Genomic DNA, 14,267 nt, shown 5'->3' with positions numbered 1-14,267 from the left:
TAGTGTTTCGGTGGTTTTAGCGTCAGGGAAACGCCCGGTCCCATTCCGAACCCGGAAGCTAAGCCTGATAGCGCCGATGGTACTGCAGCCGAAGGGTTGTGGGAGAGTAGGACACCGCCGAACTTACTTAAGGGCGAGGGCCCCGGTTGAGAACCTTCTGGTTCTCCCGGGGCCCTTTCTCATGCCCGAAAACCGGCTAGTCCGCCGGGCGGCGCAAGAGGTACGTGTCCATGATCCAGCCGTGCCGCTCACGCGCCTCGGCCCGCACCGAACGGATCTCGGCCGCCAGAGCCGGCGTCAGCGGGCCGGACAGCAGGATTTCGTCCGGCGTCCCGATGTACGCGCCCCAATAGATGTGCAGGCCCTCGGACGCGAACCGGTCGAACGTCGTGTGGGCGTCCAGCAGCACGAACACGTCGTCCACGCCGGATGGCCAGCCCGCGGCCAGCCGCCGGCCCGTCGTCAGCTGGACCGCCCGGCCGATCTGGTTCATCGTCGTCCGGTGGCGGGCCACCAGGGCCGAGATGCTGCTGATCCCCGGGATCACCTCGTACTCGAACGCCACGTTCCCGCGCGCCAGCACCGCCTCGATCAGCGCGATCGTGCTGTCGTACAGCGACGGGTCGCCCCACACCAGGAACGCCCCTGTCGAGCCGTCCGGGAGCTCCGACAGCAGCATCCGCTCGTAGACCGCCGCCCGCGCCGCGTGCCAGTCCGCGACCGCCGCCCGGTAGTCCTCCGGCGTGCGGTCCCGGGGTGGATCCGCGACCAGCACCATGCGGTGCGGACGGGTGACGAACCGGTCGAGGATCTCCTGGCGCAGCCGGACCAGGTCGGCCTTCTCCTCGCCCTTGTCGAGCACGAAGAAGACGTCGACGCGGTTGAGCCGGTCGATCGCCTGCACCGTCAGGTGCTCCGGGTCCCCGGCGCCGATCCCGATCGCGTAGAGCTTGCGCATACCGCGAGTGTGGTGGGGGTCGCGACTGAACCCCTACCCCCGATGGGTATAAAGGAAGGGGAACGAGAGGAGCTGCGATGACCGAAGCGAGCTACACCGTCGAGGGCATGACCTGCGGACACTGCGCCACGTCGGTCCGCGAAGAGGTCTCCGAGCTCGCCGGCGTCCGAAGGGTCGACGTCGACGTCGAGAGCGGCCGCGTCACCGTGACCAGCGACACCCCGCTGCCCGCCGACGCCGTCGCCGCGGCCGTCACCGAGGCCGGCTACCGCCTGGTCGCCTGACCCCCATGACCACCGCGCAGTCCGCAGAAAGCGTCGAGCTCGCCATCGGCGGCATGACGTGCGCGTCCTGCGCCGCCCGCGTCGAGCGCAAGCTCAACAAGGTCGGCGGCGTGCGCGCGACGGTCAACTACGCCACGGAAAAAGCCCAGGTCAGCTACCCGAGCGAGCTGTCGGTCGACGACCTGCGGGCCGTCGTCGAAGCCGCCGGGTACTCCGCGCGGCTCCCCGAGCCCGAAGAGCCCGACGAGACGCCCACGCTGCGCAAGCGTTTGCTCCTTTCCGCGGTGCTCACCGTTCCCCTGGTCGCGCTCGCGATGGTCCCGGCCTGGCAGTTCGACTACTGGCAGTGGGTCTCGCTGGTCCTCGCCGCCCCGGTCGTGACCTGGGGCGCGTGGCCGTTCCACCGCGCCGCCGCGGTCAACCTGCGCCACGTCACCGCCACGATGGACACGCTGATCTCGCTCGGCGTGCTCGCTTCGGTGGCGTGGTCCCTGTACGCGCTCTTCTTCGGCATGGCCGGCGAGATCGGCATGCGCCACGGCTTCGAGCTGATCAGCTCGAGCATGGCCGGCGACAGCCTGTACTTCGAGGTCGCGGCGGCGGTCACGACGTTCATCCTGGCCGGCCGCTACTTCGAGGCCCGCTCGAAGCGCCGCGCGGGCGCTGCCCTGCGGGCGCTCATGCGCCTCGGGGCGAAGGACGTCACGGTGCTCCGCGACGGCGAAGAGCGCCTGATCCCGGTGGAGAACCTGCAGGTGGACGACGTCTTCGTCGCCCGCCCCGGCGAGAAGATCGCCACCGACGGCGTGGTCACCGAAGGCAGCTCCGCGGTCGACACCAGCATGCTCACCGGCGAGTCCGTCCCCGTCGAGGCCGGCCCGGGCGACGCGGTCACCGGCGCCACCGTCAACGTCGGCGGGCGGCTGCTCGTGCGCGCCACCCGCGTCGGCGCGGACACCCGGCTGGCACAGATGGCGCGGCTGGTCGAGGCCGCGCAGACCGGCAAGGCCGAGGTCCAGCGCCTCGCCGACCGGGTCTCGGCGGTGTTCGTCCCGGCGGTGGTCTTCGCCGCGCTGGCGACGCTCGTCGGGTGGCTCGCGACCGGCGGGAGCTCCGAGCAGGCGTTCACCGCCGCCGTCGCCGTGCTGATCATCGCCTGCCCGTGCGCGCTCGGGCTCGCGACGCCGACGGCGCTGCTGGTCGGCACCGGCCGCGGCGCGCAGCTCGGCATCCTCATCAAGGGCCCCGAGGTGCTCGAGTCCACCCGCCGCGTCGACACCGTGGTCCTGGACAAGACCGGCACGCTCACCACCGGCCGGATGACGCTGGCCGAGGGCGACGGCGAGGTGCTCCGGCTCGCGGGGGCCGTCGAAGCCGCGTCGGAGCACCCGATCGGCCGCGCGATCGCCGACGCCGCCCGGGAGCGGTTCGGCCCGCTCCCCGCCGTCACGGAGTTCCGGAGCACCGCTGGGGTGGGCGTGACCGGAGTGGTCGACGGACGCGCCGTCACCGTCGGGCGGGCCGAAGGCGACGGGACCACGGTCGGCGTGACGTGGGACGGCGAGGTCCGCGGGCGGCTGGTGCTCGCCGACGCGATCAAGCCGACGTCCGCGCGGGCCGTCGCCGAGCTGCGGGAACTCGGCCTGAAGCCGGTCCTGCTGACGGGCGACAACGCAGGCGCGGCCCGGGCGATCGCCGCCGAAGCGGGGATCGACGAGGTCGTCGCCGAGGTGCTGCCGGAGGGCAAGGTCGACGTCGTCAAGCGGCTGCAGGCCGAGGGCCGCGTGGTCGCGATGGTCGGCGACGGCGTCAACGACGCGGCCGCGCTCGCCCAGGCCGACCTGGGCCTGGCCATGGGCACCGGCACCGACGCGGCGATCGAGGCGAGCGACCTGACGCTGGTACGGGGTGACCTGCGGGTCGCCGCCGACGCGATCCGCCTGGCCCGCCGCACCCTCGCGACGATCAAGGGCAACCTGTTCTGGGCGTTCGCGTACAACGTCGCGGCGCTGCCGCTGGCGGCGCTCGGCCTGCTCAACCCGATGATCGCGGGCGCGGCGATGGCGTGCTCGTCGGCGTTCGTGGTGAGCAACAGCCTTCGGCTGCGCCGGTTCCGCTGAACCCCCGGAGGGTATAGTCGGTGGTCAGGGACGGCGACGACGGGGACAGGTGCGCGATGACGGGTTACGGCACGGAGCGGGAGGCCTACCTCAAGCGGCTGCGCCGGATCGAGGGGCAGATCCGCGGGCTGCAGCGCATGGTCGAGCAGGACAAGTACTGCATCGACATCCTGACGCAGGTATCGGCGGCGACGAAGGCCCTGCAGTCGTTCTCGCTCGAGCTGCTCGACGAGCACTTGGCGACGTGCGTGGTCCAGGCGGCCGCGAACGGCGGCGAGGAAGCGGACTTGAAGGTCCGGGAAGCATCGGACGCGATCGCGCGGTTGGTGCGCTCGTAGCGGTGGGCGGCGGCCGCAGCGTGCCGCCCTCTCAGCGCACCAGCACTGCCAGCGTGAGCCCGCCCGCGTTGGTCATGAAGTGCACGATCACCGAAGCCAGCACTCCGCGGCCCGTGTGGCGCCACCAGTGCAGGAAGATCCCCGCCACCCCCGCGGCCGCCATCGCGAGCACTTGCAGCACCACCGCCGGCGTTGCGCCGAACACCGCGTGGACCGCCGCGTTGCGGCCGATCGCCAGCGCCGGGAGGAAGTGCCACAGTCCGAACAGGGCCGCCGCGCCCAGGATCGGGGGCCAGCGCCAGCGGTCGTCGCGGGCGCCCAGCAGGGCTGGTAGCACCGCGCGGAACGCCACCTCCTCGATCAGCACCGTGCCGAACAGGATCCGGCCGCACGTCAGCCACAGCAGCTGACCGAAGTCGGGCGTGCCGACCCGGCCGTCCTGGTACACCGTGCGCAGCGAGGGCACCGCCAGCGCGATCCCGAACACCACCGCGATCAGCCCGGCTCCGGCGAGACCGACCAGCGCGGGCCGGCGGAACGACCGCAGCCCCAGGTCGGACCACGACAGCCCGGCCGCGCGGGCCAGGGCCACCAGCACCAGCGCCGCCACCAGGCCGCACACCGGGTACGCCCAGCCCGGCAGCGCGCGGTTGGCCAGCGTCGTCGACGCGGCCAGCGTCACGACCGCCGCGAGCAGGGCGACCACCCGGGTCAAGGAATGATGTCCCGCGAGTTCAGGGCGTCGGTCAGCCGTTCGCGCAGCTCGGTCGCGGTCGCCGCCGGGTCGATCGCGGACGGCGGGGACAGCACCTTCGAGATCACCGTCGACAGGTTCTGGTACGCCGGGGTCAGCGGCCGGACGGCGGCGTCGGCCAGCGCCGCGAGGATGTCCGGCTTCATCGGGAACTTCGCCGCCATCGTCGAGCCGGGGTCGGCCGGGTCGAGCGGCGCCGGGTCGTCGTAGACCGAGCGGGTGGTCGGGGCCAGGCCGTCCTCGATCGCCTGGTACTTCTGGCTCGCCGGGCCGCGCAGGCACAACGCCGCCTCGAACGCCTCCGCCTGGTGCGGCGAATACGTGCTGACCGCGAGGTTGAACCCGCCGATCGTGACGCGGCTCGGGCGCCCCGGCACCACCGACGGGTACCGCGCCCAGTGCACGTGCGCGAGGTCCTGCGGTTTCTCCTTCGCGTAGGACGCATAGACGTACGGCCAGTTCAGCTCCAGCGCACCCTGCCCGCGCTGGAACGCCTGCCGGACCTCGTCCTCCTTGGAGTTGCCGAGCGACGGGTCGGTGACGCCGGCCGTGGTCAGGGTCTTCAGCACCTCGAGCGCGCGCACGGCGCCGTCGTCCACCAGCACGGACTTGCCGTCGTCGGACAGGATGCGACCGCCGGCCGAGGCGACCAGCGTGTTGTAGAAGACCACCAGGCCCTCGTACTGGGCGCCGGTGAACAGGACGTCGCCCGGCTTGCCCGCCGCCTTGAGGGCCTTGGCCTGGGCGATCATGTCGTCGAACGTCTTCGGCGGCGACGGCGTGAGGCGGTCGTCGTACCAGAGCAGCTGGACGTTCGTGTGCTTCGTCGCCGCGTACAGCTTCCCGTTCCAGCGCGCGGTCGAGAGCGGGCCGGGCAGCACGTCGCGGGTCGCCTCGGCCTCGGCGGCGCCGGTCCACGGCACCACCCAGCCGGCCTCGGCGAACTCCGGCACCCACGTGACGTCGAGGCCGAGGACGTCCAGCGACGAGTCTTCCGCGGCCAGCCGGCGGACCATCTGCTCGCGCTGGCCGTCCGCGCTGCGCGGCAGCTTGTGGTAGACGATCCGGTAGCGCCCGTTTGCGGCCGCCGTGCAGGTGTCGACGACGTGCTGGAGGTTGTTCTCCGGTGAGACGTACAGGTTGATCGTGACGCCGGAGCCTTCGCCGCACGCGCTGAGGGCGCCCGCGGCCAGCGCGGCGACCAGCGCGATCTTCGTTCGCCTCACGGTCCGATCATGGGGGCTGCCCGGCCGCCGGGCAAGTGTCAGCCGACGGCGTCGGTGAGGTCCGCGGGGGATCGCCGCTGGACGGGCACTCGCTTCGACATCGGCAGGGTGGCCTCCGGATCGAAGGACGCGGGCCGGTCGTCGAGGGCGACGGCCGCTTCGGTCAGGAGGGAGCGGCAGCCGGTGAGGCTCGCGTGGAGCTTGTCGCGCACCTCGGTGAGGGCGGTGACCTCGCGCTGGGCGGCTTCGACCAGTGATTCGCCCTGCCGGGTCGCTTCGGTGACGAGGCGCCCGGACTCGGCTTCGGCGGTGCTGACCAGCTTTTTCGCCTTGGCGTCGGCGGCGGTGACCTGTCGTTCGGCCTTGGCCTTGGCGGTGGCGACGAGCTTCTTGGCCTGGGCTTCGGCGGTGGCGACGAGGTCTTTTGCCTTGGCGTCGGCGGTCGTGACCCGCTGCTCGGCGGCGGCGACGAGCGCCTTGGCTTTGGTGTCGGCGGCGGTGACCTGCTGCTCGGCGGTGGCGACGAGTTCCTTGGCTTTGGCGTCCGCGGCCGCGACCTGTCGTTCGGCCTTGGCCTCGGCCGTGGTGACGAGTTCCTTCGCCTTGGCGTCCGCGGCCGCGATCTGCCGCTCGGTCTTGGCCTTCGCCGCCGCGACGAGCTCTTCTGCCTTGGCTTCCGCGGTGCTGACCAGCTTCTTCGCCGTGGCCCGGGCGGCCGCTTCCTGCTCGGCCAGCTCGCGCATCGCGGTGGCACGGCGGAGCGTCATCGCGCGGGTGTGATCCTCTTCCTGCTGGGCCCGGCTGTGCGCGGCCGCTTCGTCGAGCTCGCGGCGGCGCTGCTCGGCCGCGCGCATGAACTCCTCGTGCTCGGCGCGCCGCCGCTCCGCCTCGGCCTCGGCTTCGGCGACCAGCCGGCGTTCCTTCTCCGTGAGGCGGATCGCCTCCTGCTCGGCTTCGCGGCGGGTGCGTTCCGCCGTTTCCGTTGCCAGCGTGGTGATTTCCGTCGCTTCCTCGCGGGTCAGCTCGATCATCCGGCGTGAGCGCTCCTGCAGCGCGTCCGGTTCGATCGGGGTGCGGCTGATCCGGTCGATCTTCACCCGGAGCTCACGGTTGTCCTCGGCAAGTGCTCCCACGCGGTGCCGCGCGGAGTCGCGTTCGGCGGTGAGTCTGCGCAGCTCGGCCTCGGCCCACGCGACGTACTCCTCGACCTGCGCGCGCTGAAAACCGCGCCACGCCACGTCGAATCCGGGCTGCGTGCGCGCCACGTCTTCGCCACCGCCGGGGGCCATGCCTCACCTCCGAATTGGATGGTTTCTCCTCGGCCGCACGTTTTCCTTGCGGTACCGGGAATTCCGCGTGCACCCCAGTGTGCCGCAAACCCGCCCCCGCGCGCTGCCCGGGCGGGTGATCATTCGTCGAGCGGTTCTCCTGGACCGGTGGACGTGCTCCGGACGCCCGGCAGTTCGGCGAGTTCGGCGGCCAGGTCGTAGAGATCACCGCGGCCGTCGAGGCGCAGCGTCACGACCGCGATCCGTTGCCCCTCTTCGGAAAGCGACTCGTGCTCGACGTCGACGTGCTGCACGCTCCAGCCCCGCCCGGTGCAGACGGCGAGCGCCGCGCGCAGCACGCCGTGGCCGTCGAGGTAGCTCAGCTGCACCAGCGGTGGCTCACGGCGGTGCCGCGCGACGAACCGCTGCAGCGGCGGGAAGCCGCGGGTCACCACGAAGTGCGCGATCGTCGTGCCGACGGCGAGCACCGGCAGCCCGGCGCCGCACGCCGTGCCGACCGCGGCGGTGAGCCAGATCGTCGCCGCCGTCGTCAGGCCGCGCACGGCGTCCCGGCGGACGAAGATCAGGCCGCCGCCGATGAAGCCGATGCCGGACACGATCTGCGCGGCGATCCGCGACGGGTCGAGCGCGACGTGGTCGCTGCCCAGCAGGTCGGCGAAGCCGTACTTCGACACCAGCATGAACACGGCCGAGCCGACGCCGACCAGGCTGTGCGTCCGCAGCCCGGCGGCCTTCATGCCGGCCTCGCGCTCGAGCCCGATCGCGACGCTCAGCACCAGCGCGAGCAGGACCGGGGGCAGCAGGTCCCACTGCGCCGAGGTGGACCACAGAGTGGGCAAGATCACTACCTCCCGAGGTCGTCGGTGTCGGCACGCGGGGAGAACCACCGGCGCCGTCACCTGGGCATACTGGGCCGGAAGCCCCGATCGTGCCAGGTGAGGTGGGACGCGTGACAGCCAGTCGGCTCGCCCCGGACTTCGTGGGCTACCCCGAGGTGCGGCGCGGCGTCCGCGCCCTGCTGGGCTCCCGCGCCGGCGTGCACCGGCGCCCGGTGCCGGCGTGTCCGGAGTGGACCGTCGCCGACCTGCTGGGTCACCTGACCGCGATCGCCGAGCGCGTGCTCGAGCGCCACGGCGGCACGCCGCCGGATTCGACGGCTTCGACGATCCCGGAGCTGCTCGACCGCTGGGACGACATCGGCGAGGACCTCGACCGGCGGCTCGCGGAGGCGGGCGGGCGCACCGGCGAGATCATGGTGATGGACGCCTACACCCACGAGCTGGACCTGCGCGCGGCGCTCGGGATGCCGCCGCCGGTCGAGCACGCGGCCTGGGCGCCGAGCTTCGAGGTGCTGGTCCGCGGGTTCTCGGGCTCGGTCGCGGGCCGCGGGCTGCCGGCCCTGCGCCTGCGCACGACGGGCGGCTCGGAGTGGCAGGTCGGAGCGGGCCGGCCGGCGGCGACGCTGACGGCCCCGGCCCACGAGCTGTACCGGGCGCTGGCCGGACGGCGATCGCCGGAGCAGCTGGTGGCGCTGGAGTGGAGCGCGGCGCCGGGGCCGTGGCTGCCCGCGTTCAGCTGGGGGCCGTTCACCCCGCCGCGGTCGCCGGGGATGTAGTCCGGCTGCAGTGGCCGGGTGGGATTGGCGTGTCGCGCGGCGGCGCCCGCTCACCCCGCCGGGGGTGTAGTCCGGGTGGGTGGGGCTCGCGTGTCATGCGACGGCGCTCGCTCACCCCGCCGGGGGTGTAGTCCGGCCGCAGCGGCCGGGTGGGATTCGCGCGTCACGCAGCGGCGCCAGCTCACCCCGCGGGGGCGTAGGCCGGGCGGCAGTGGCTCGGGCCGCCTGCCGGGCGTTTGACCAGCCGAAGTCGGTGACCGGCACAGGCACGGACGTTCCCGTGGCTCAGCCGCCCGGCGGGGTGACCGTCAGCATCGCCGCCAGCGCCAGGACCACGACGCTGAGCAGCACCTCCACCGCCACCGCCTGGCGCAGGCGGCGCAGGTCCGCCGTCACCGTCTTGGTCGTGCCCTCCGCCGGGCCGGTCAGGCTCCGGCGCACCGCGCGGCGCGACCGGCTCGCCACCGCCAGCAGCAGCGCGAAGCCGGCGATCTTGAGCAGGAGCAGCACGCCGAACCGGGTCGTCCAGAGCGTGGACAGCGACGGCATGATCCGCAGGGCCAGCACCGCTCCGCTGATCGCGATCGCCGTCACCGCGCCCGCCGCGAGTCCCGAGAAGCGCGCCGCGACCGGGGCCAGGTCCTCACCCGGGGCCGGGCGGTACAGGCAGAGGGCCAGCTGGACCAGCCCGCCCGCCCAGACGGCGATCGCCCCGAAGTGCACGAGGTCCGCCGAGACCGAGACGAACATGATCGGGTCGGTGACCGGGTGGCCGGTGGCCGAGAACGTCAGCAGCACCAGGAAGCCGGTCACCATGGCCAGGTTCTCGTAACGGGACCGCAGCCGGTCCGGCAGCCCGGGCCGCAGCAACCGGGGCAGCAGCACCGCCAGCGCGACGACGGCGGCCAAGCGGAGCAGCAGCAGCTTCCCGTAGGCGACGCGCAGCGTGTCCGCCAGCAGGCCGGTGTCGAACACCGCCCCGAGGTCCCGGCCGGCCGCGTACGGGCCCTGCAGCACGAACGCCGCGGCGGTGGTCACGGCCACGAGGCCGGCGCCCCAGCGCAGCAGCTGCCGGGCGCGGCGGTCGGTGCGGGCCGCGGGCCGGCACAGGACGGCGAACGCCAGCCCGCCGAGCAGGACGACGCCCAGGTAGGCCAGCCAGCGGACCACCGTCGACACGAAGTCGACGCCCGCGTCGGTGCCGGTGGCCGCGGACACCGCGCCCGCCGAGGTCACGAGGGGGCCGGTGCCGACGACGAACGCGAACGTGCCGCGCACCGGGTGGGAGTCGGCCGAGACGAAGGCGTATTCGACGAGGTAGCTCGCGTCCGGCAGGTTCGGTTTCAGCCTGATGGCGAGCTGTTCGGCGACCTCACCGGGCTGGAACACCGGCCCGGAGTCGACCTGCGTGCCCGCGAGGTCGACGACCTTGATCGAGCCGGGCTGGATGCCGACGTTCTCCGACAGGGTGACCGACACCAGGGACGGCGCCGCGCTCAGGCGGGCGCCGTCCCCGGGGGTCGACGAGACGATCTCGACGTGGGCCGAAGCCGGCGTGGCGCCGAGCACCAGCCAGCCGGCCAGGAAGGCCAGCAGGGCCAGTGCCCGCCGCGCGGCCCGGCTCACGAAGCGGCGAGCGCGGGCTGCTTCTGTCCGCAGACGCAGCCGGTCAGCTCGCGCTCGGCGGCCGAGGCGCGCCGGTGCAGGACGACCGCCACGATCATCGGGATGGTGACGATCGTGTTGTAGAACAGGTGCAGCTCCACCCGCGGCACGAGCAGCTGGATGATGCTGGTGGGCACCTTCTGCCCGGCCAGCCGCCAGCCGGACTGCGCCTGGATGAACAGCAGCAGGTGCTCGATGTGGTGCCAGAACTGGATGCCGAGCGCGAGGTTCCACCACTGCCGCGACCGGCCGGCGAACCCGTGCCGCAGGACCCACAGGAACACCAGCATCACGAGCGCGTAGCCGTAGTGCAGCCATTCCTGCGAAATCAGCCACGGGAAGGGCACCCCGAGCACGCCCCGCGCCTTCGCGGTCGGCCAGCCGAACCCGTAGATCTGGATGGCCTGCACGATGTGCTCGGCCCAGTGCGCGATCACCACGAGCATGAACACCGCGAGCGCGCGGTGGTGCCGGCGGCTGTTCAGCTGGCCGAGGAACCCGGTGGGACGGGCGAGTTCGGACGTCGACATACGGGACCCCAGTTCGCGGACGAAGACAGCGTGCGTAGACGATAACCGCCGCCGGAGTCGTTGCCGTTACTCCGGATTGCTGATTGCGCAAGGGAAAATGCGGCGCCCGGCGGATTGCGTACCGCCGGGCGGAGTCGAGCGGTGGTGCTCAGCGGACCGACAGCCCGGCCTCGCGCTCGGGTGCCGGCGGGATGTGGAAGAGCCGGGTGAACAGCTCGAGGTGCGCCGGGTCGCCCTCGAGGCGGACCTTGCCGCCGGAAATGGCGTCCTGGGCGGACAGCTTGCCGTTGAGCAGGTCGAGCATCGCCGGGCCCTGCGGCTCGATCACCAGGTCGGCGGCGGGCAGCGAGCCGGCCGAGGCCTTGAGCGCGCCGTCCTCGACCATGGCGTGCACGATCATCTCGCCGCCGAAGTGGTGCAACTCGTAGTTGACGTGCACGCCCGCGGCGGCCTCCTCCTGGAAGGTCGTGTAGAGCGAGAGGATGGCGGCGTCGAGGGTGAAGACGTCGTCCGGCTTCGGGTAGTTCAGCGACCGCGCGCCCCACAGCGAGAGGTCCAGGACGATGTGGTCGAGTTCGCAGCCGTACTCGGTGAGCTCGTAGACGACGCCGGCGTCCAGCTGGGACAGCACCCGGCGGCGGATCACGCCGGTCTCCTCGAGCTCGTTGAGGCGCGAGGTCAGGATGCTCACGGGGATCCGCGGCAGGGTGTGCTGCAGGTCGTCGAACCGCTTCGGGCCGAGCATGAGGTCACGGATGACCAGCAGCGACCACCGCTCCCCGACGATCTCGAGTGCCCGGGCCAGGCCGCAGAACTGTCCGTACGTGCGAGCGGATGTAGGCATACTCGGGTCCTCACTTGTCTCGGGGTGCCAGACCGGGCGCCGCCGGGCTCGCGCGGGGCCGCGAGCTCGGTTACGGTGCCCCCGACGCACCGTGCCGCCACGGGCGTCGCTGTCTACGGTGACGGTTGCCCGCCGCGCGCGGCCAGTGAACGACGCACCGGTGTGCCGTGCGTTTTCCATGCCGGGCCATGCGTTTCGCACGACTTCCCCGTGCTCTGAGCACTGGCTGAGTAGACCTCCCGTGGAGCACGATTCCCTTCTCTCGTCCCGTCCAGTCCGACGACCGGCAGGAGGGCACATGCGCACGACAGCGGTGGACGCGCCCGGGGGTGGCGCCACGGACGTCCCGGTGCCGGCGCGCGCCCCGGCGTTCCGGCGGCACCTGCGCGCGGAGGTCCGGGAGGGCAAGGGCGCGTACCTGTTCTCCGAACAGGGCGTGATCGCGATGCGCGGCCCGAAGATCGAGTCGCTGGCGGCGTTGCTCGACGGCACCCACGACCTCGACCGCCTGCTGCGGGGCCGGCCGGGCGGGATGGCGCCGGAGGAGGTCGCCGCGCTGCTGGCCCAGCTGGTCGACGCCGGGCTCGTGACGCTGCGCAGTCCCGGCACCGGCACCCGGTCCGGCGACGAACGCGCGCTGGCCTACTGGGACGCGGCCGGCGTGGACGCCGACGTCGTCGCCGCGCGGCGGGGCACCGTGCGGCTGACGGCGGTGGGCGACAGCGCCGACGGCGTCGACCCCGGCGCCGTGGAACGGGCACTGGCCGGGGCCGGTCTCGAGGTGGTCGACGCGGTCACCGGCACCGCCGACCTGTCGGTCGTGCTGTGCGCCGACTACCTCGACCCGCGCCTGGCCGGGATCGACGCCGAGCACCGGCGGGCCGGGCGGCCGTGGCTGCTGGCCCGCCCGTCCGGGGCCCAGGTGTGGATCGGCCCGGTCCTGCAGCCCGACGGCGCGTGCTGGCACTGCCTGACCCACCGGCTGTGGGGCCACCGGCACGCCGAAGCGTGCGTGCAGGAGGAACTGGGCCACGCCGGCCCGGCGCGCCGCCCGATGCCCGCGCTGCCGCCGCTGACCTCGGCCGCGGCGCACCTCGTCGCGCTGGAGGCGGCCAAGTGGGTGGCCGGGTACCGCCACCACGGCCAGCAGTGCGTGTGGACGCTCGACTCGCTCGACCTGCAGGGCCGCCTGCACGAGCTGCGCCGCCGCCCGCAGTGCCCGGGCTGCGGCGACCCGTGGCAGGTGGTGTGGCGCTCGACGCGGCCGGTCGTGCTGCAGCCGGCCAAGAAGGCGACCACCGGGGGCGGCGGGCACCGGACGGCGACGCCGGCGCAGATGCTCGAGCGGCACCGGCACCTGGTCAGCCCGGTCACCGGGATCGTCAAGGAGATCCGGCCGGACCCGGCCGCGCCCCCGTTCGCCAACGCCTACCGCTCCGGGCCCAACATCGCCCGCGGCGTCACCGGGATGGCCGCCCTGCGGGCGGGACTGCGCTGCGAGAACGGCGGCAAGGGCGTCAGCCCGCTCGACGCCGAAATCGGCGCGCTGTGCGAGGCCGCGGAGCGCTTCTCCGGCAACTTCCAGGGCGACGAGCTGCGCATCCGGGGCTCGTACGAGGAACTGGGCGAAGAAGCGTTGCACCCCAACGCATGCATGCTCTTCGCCGACCGCCAGTACGCCGGCCGCGCGGAGTGGAACGCCGAGCACGCGAGCTTCCAGCGCGTCGGCGAGCCGTTCGACCCCGCCGCCCGCACCGACTGGACGCCGGTGTGGTCCCTGTCCGGGCAGCGCCGCCTGCTGCCGACGTCCTACCTCTACTACGGAACCCCGCCGGAGAGCGTGGCGCGCGGGGTGCGCGCCGACTCCAACGGCACCGCGGCGGGCAGCAGCCTGGAGGACGCGATCCTGCAGGGCGCGCTGGAACTCGTCGAACGCGACGCCGTCGCGCTGTGGTGGTACAACCGCACGCCGGTGCCGGGCGTCGACCTCGCGTCGTTCGCCGACCCGTGGCTGCACGAGATGACCGCGGCCTACGCGGGGATCGGCCGCGAGCTGTGGGTCCTCGACGTGACGTCCGACCTCGGGATCCCGGTCACCGTAGCGGTTTCGCGGCGGATCGGCGGCTCGCACGAGGACATCATGATGGGCTTCGGCGCGCACCTGGACCCGCGGATCGCGGTGCGCCGCGCGGTGACCGAGCTGAACCAGATGCTGCCCGTCGTGGAGACCGCGGGCCACGACGTCGACGACCCGGACGCGCGGCGCTGGCTCGCCTACGCCACCGTCGCGAACCAGCCGTACCTGCGGCCCGAGGCGGGCGAGCGGATGCGGACCGCCGCGGACTTCCCCTTCGTCCACCGGGCCGACGTCCGCGACGACGTCGAGGCGCTGGCCCGGGTGTTCGGCCACGCCGGCCTGGAGCTGCTGGTGCTCGACCAGACCCGCCCGGACGTCGGGATCCCGGTGGTCAAGGTGCTCGCGCCGGGGATCCGCCCGTTCTGGGCCCGGTTCGCGCCGGGGCGGCTGTTCGACGTCCCGGTCCGGCTGGGCCGGCTCGACGCGCCGACCCCGTACGAGCGGCTCAATCCCTTCCCGATGTTCCTGTGAGAGCCCTGGCGGCTCGGTGTTTCGCTGTTGCTTGAG

The 14,267-nt window shown here is 73.0% G+C and carries 13 protein-coding genes and 1 rRNA gene; 6 read left to right on the top strand and 8 right to left on the bottom strand.

The window, feature by feature from the left end:
- Nucleotides 1-6 precede the first annotated feature (6 nt).
- Nucleotides 7-123, top strand: a 5S ribosomal RNA gene (gene rrf / locus QSK39_RS28620).
- Between the two features lie 73 nt (nucleotides 124-196).
- On the opposite strand, the gene cobF is transcribed toward rrf, so the two are convergent.
- Nucleotides 197-958 (bottom strand): precorrin-6A synthase (deacetylating), encoded by a 762-nt coding sequence (gene cobF / locus QSK39_RS28615; RefSeq protein WP_285480892.1) that lies wholly within the window; start codon nucleotides 956-958, stop codon nucleotides 197-199.
- Between the two features lie 77 nt (nucleotides 959-1,035).
- On the opposite strand from cobF, the gene QSK39_RS28610 reads away from it, so the two are divergent.
- Genes QSK39_RS28610 through QSK39_RS28600 form a run of 3 tightly spaced genes read left to right on the top strand, consistent with a single transcriptional unit; the run spans nucleotide 1,036 to nucleotide 3,700 of the window.
- Nucleotides 1,036-1,242, top strand: coding sequence for a heavy-metal-associated domain-containing protein (locus QSK39_RS28610; RefSeq protein ID WP_285480891.1), 207 nt, complete (start codon nucleotides 1,036-1,038; stop codon nucleotides 1,240-1,242).
- 5 nt (nucleotides 1,243-1,247) lie between these two features.
- Entirely contained in the window at nucleotides 1,248-3,362 is a 2,115-nt protein-coding gene (locus QSK39_RS28605; protein WP_285480890.1) for a heavy metal translocating P-type ATPase, read from the top strand.
- Nucleotides 3,363-3,418: 56 nt separating this feature from the next.
- The gene (locus QSK39_RS28600) at nucleotides 3,419-3,700 is read left to right on the top strand and encodes a metal-sensitive transcriptional regulator (protein WP_257920172.1); all 282 of its coding nucleotides are present in this window, start codon (nucleotides 3,419-3,421) and stop codon (nucleotides 3,698-3,700) included.
- Nucleotides 3,701-3,731: 31 nt separating this feature from the next.
- Here QSK39_RS28600 and QSK39_RS28595 read toward each other — a convergent pair whose 3' ends face one another.
- The 4 genes from QSK39_RS28595 to QSK39_RS28580 form a co-directional block, all read right to left on the bottom strand.
- On the bottom strand, nucleotides 3,732-4,415 hold the full coding sequence (locus tag QSK39_RS28595; RefSeq protein WP_285480889.1) for a CPBP family intramembrane glutamic endopeptidase: 684 nt from the start codon (nucleotides 4,413-4,415) through the stop codon (nucleotides 3,732-3,734).
- Nucleotides 4,412-5,680 (bottom strand): ABC transporter substrate-binding protein, encoded by a 1,269-nt coding sequence (locus QSK39_RS28590; protein WP_285480888.1) that lies wholly within the window; start codon nucleotides 5,678-5,680, stop codon nucleotides 4,412-4,414. The genes QSK39_RS28595 and QSK39_RS28590 overlap by 4 nt, the downstream gene beginning before the upstream one ends.
- A 38-nt stretch (nucleotides 5,681-5,718) precedes the next feature.
- Entirely contained in the window at nucleotides 5,719-6,969 is a 1,251-nt protein-coding gene (locus QSK39_RS28585; RefSeq protein ID WP_285480887.1) for a coiled-coil domain-containing protein, read from the bottom strand.
- 119 nt (nucleotides 6,970-7,088) lie between these two features.
- Complete coding sequence (locus tag QSK39_RS28580; protein ID WP_285480886.1) at nucleotides 7,089-7,808, bottom strand: MgtC/SapB family protein; 720 nt, start codon at nucleotides 7,806-7,808, stop codon at nucleotides 7,089-7,091.
- 110 nt (nucleotides 7,809-7,918) lie between these two features.
- Here QSK39_RS28580 and QSK39_RS28575 point away from each other — a divergent pair, with 110 nt between their 5' ends.
- The gene (locus QSK39_RS28575) at nucleotides 7,919-8,584 is read left to right on the top strand and encodes a maleylpyruvate isomerase family mycothiol-dependent enzyme (protein ID WP_285480885.1); all 666 of its coding nucleotides are present in this window, start codon (nucleotides 7,919-7,921) and stop codon (nucleotides 8,582-8,584) included.
- 285 nt (nucleotides 8,585-8,869) lie between these two features.
- Here the strand turns inward: QSK39_RS28575 and QSK39_RS28570 are convergent, their stop codons facing one another.
- From QSK39_RS28570 to QSK39_RS28560, 3 genes are all read right to left on the bottom strand, one after another.
- Nucleotides 8,870-10,210, bottom strand: coding sequence for a copper resistance CopC/CopD family protein (locus QSK39_RS28570; RefSeq protein ID WP_285480884.1), 1,341 nt, complete (start codon nucleotides 10,208-10,210; stop codon nucleotides 8,870-8,872).
- On the bottom strand, nucleotides 10,207-10,779 hold the full coding sequence (locus tag QSK39_RS28565) for a hypothetical protein (protein ID WP_285480883.1): 573 nt from the start codon (nucleotides 10,777-10,779) through the stop codon (nucleotides 10,207-10,209). The genes QSK39_RS28570 and QSK39_RS28565 overlap by 4 nt, the downstream gene beginning before the upstream one ends.
- Nucleotides 10,780-10,927: 148 nt before the next feature.
- Nucleotides 10,928-11,623, bottom strand: a complete 696-nt coding sequence (locus QSK39_RS28560) for a winged helix-turn-helix transcriptional regulator (protein ID WP_285480882.1) — start codon at nucleotides 11,621-11,623, stop codon at nucleotides 10,928-10,930.
- Between the two features lie 298 nt (nucleotides 11,624-11,921).
- On the opposite strand from QSK39_RS28560, the gene QSK39_RS28555 reads away from it, so the two are divergent.
- Nucleotides 11,922-14,231, top strand: a complete 2,310-nt coding sequence (locus tag QSK39_RS28555) for a TOMM precursor leader peptide-binding protein (RefSeq protein WP_285480881.1) — start codon at nucleotides 11,922-11,924, stop codon at nucleotides 14,229-14,231.
- The last annotated feature ends 36 nt before the right edge of the window (nucleotides 14,232-14,267 follow it).

The sequence above is a fragment of the Amycolatopsis sp. NBRC 101858 genome (assembly GCF_030269325.1).
Taxonomy (GTDB): Bacteria; Actinomycetota; Actinomycetes; order Mycobacteriales; family Pseudonocardiaceae; genus Amycolatopsis; species Amycolatopsis ponsaeliensis.
Note: the sequence above shows the minus strand (reverse complement) of the source record. Positions and strands in the feature narration are given on the sequence as shown.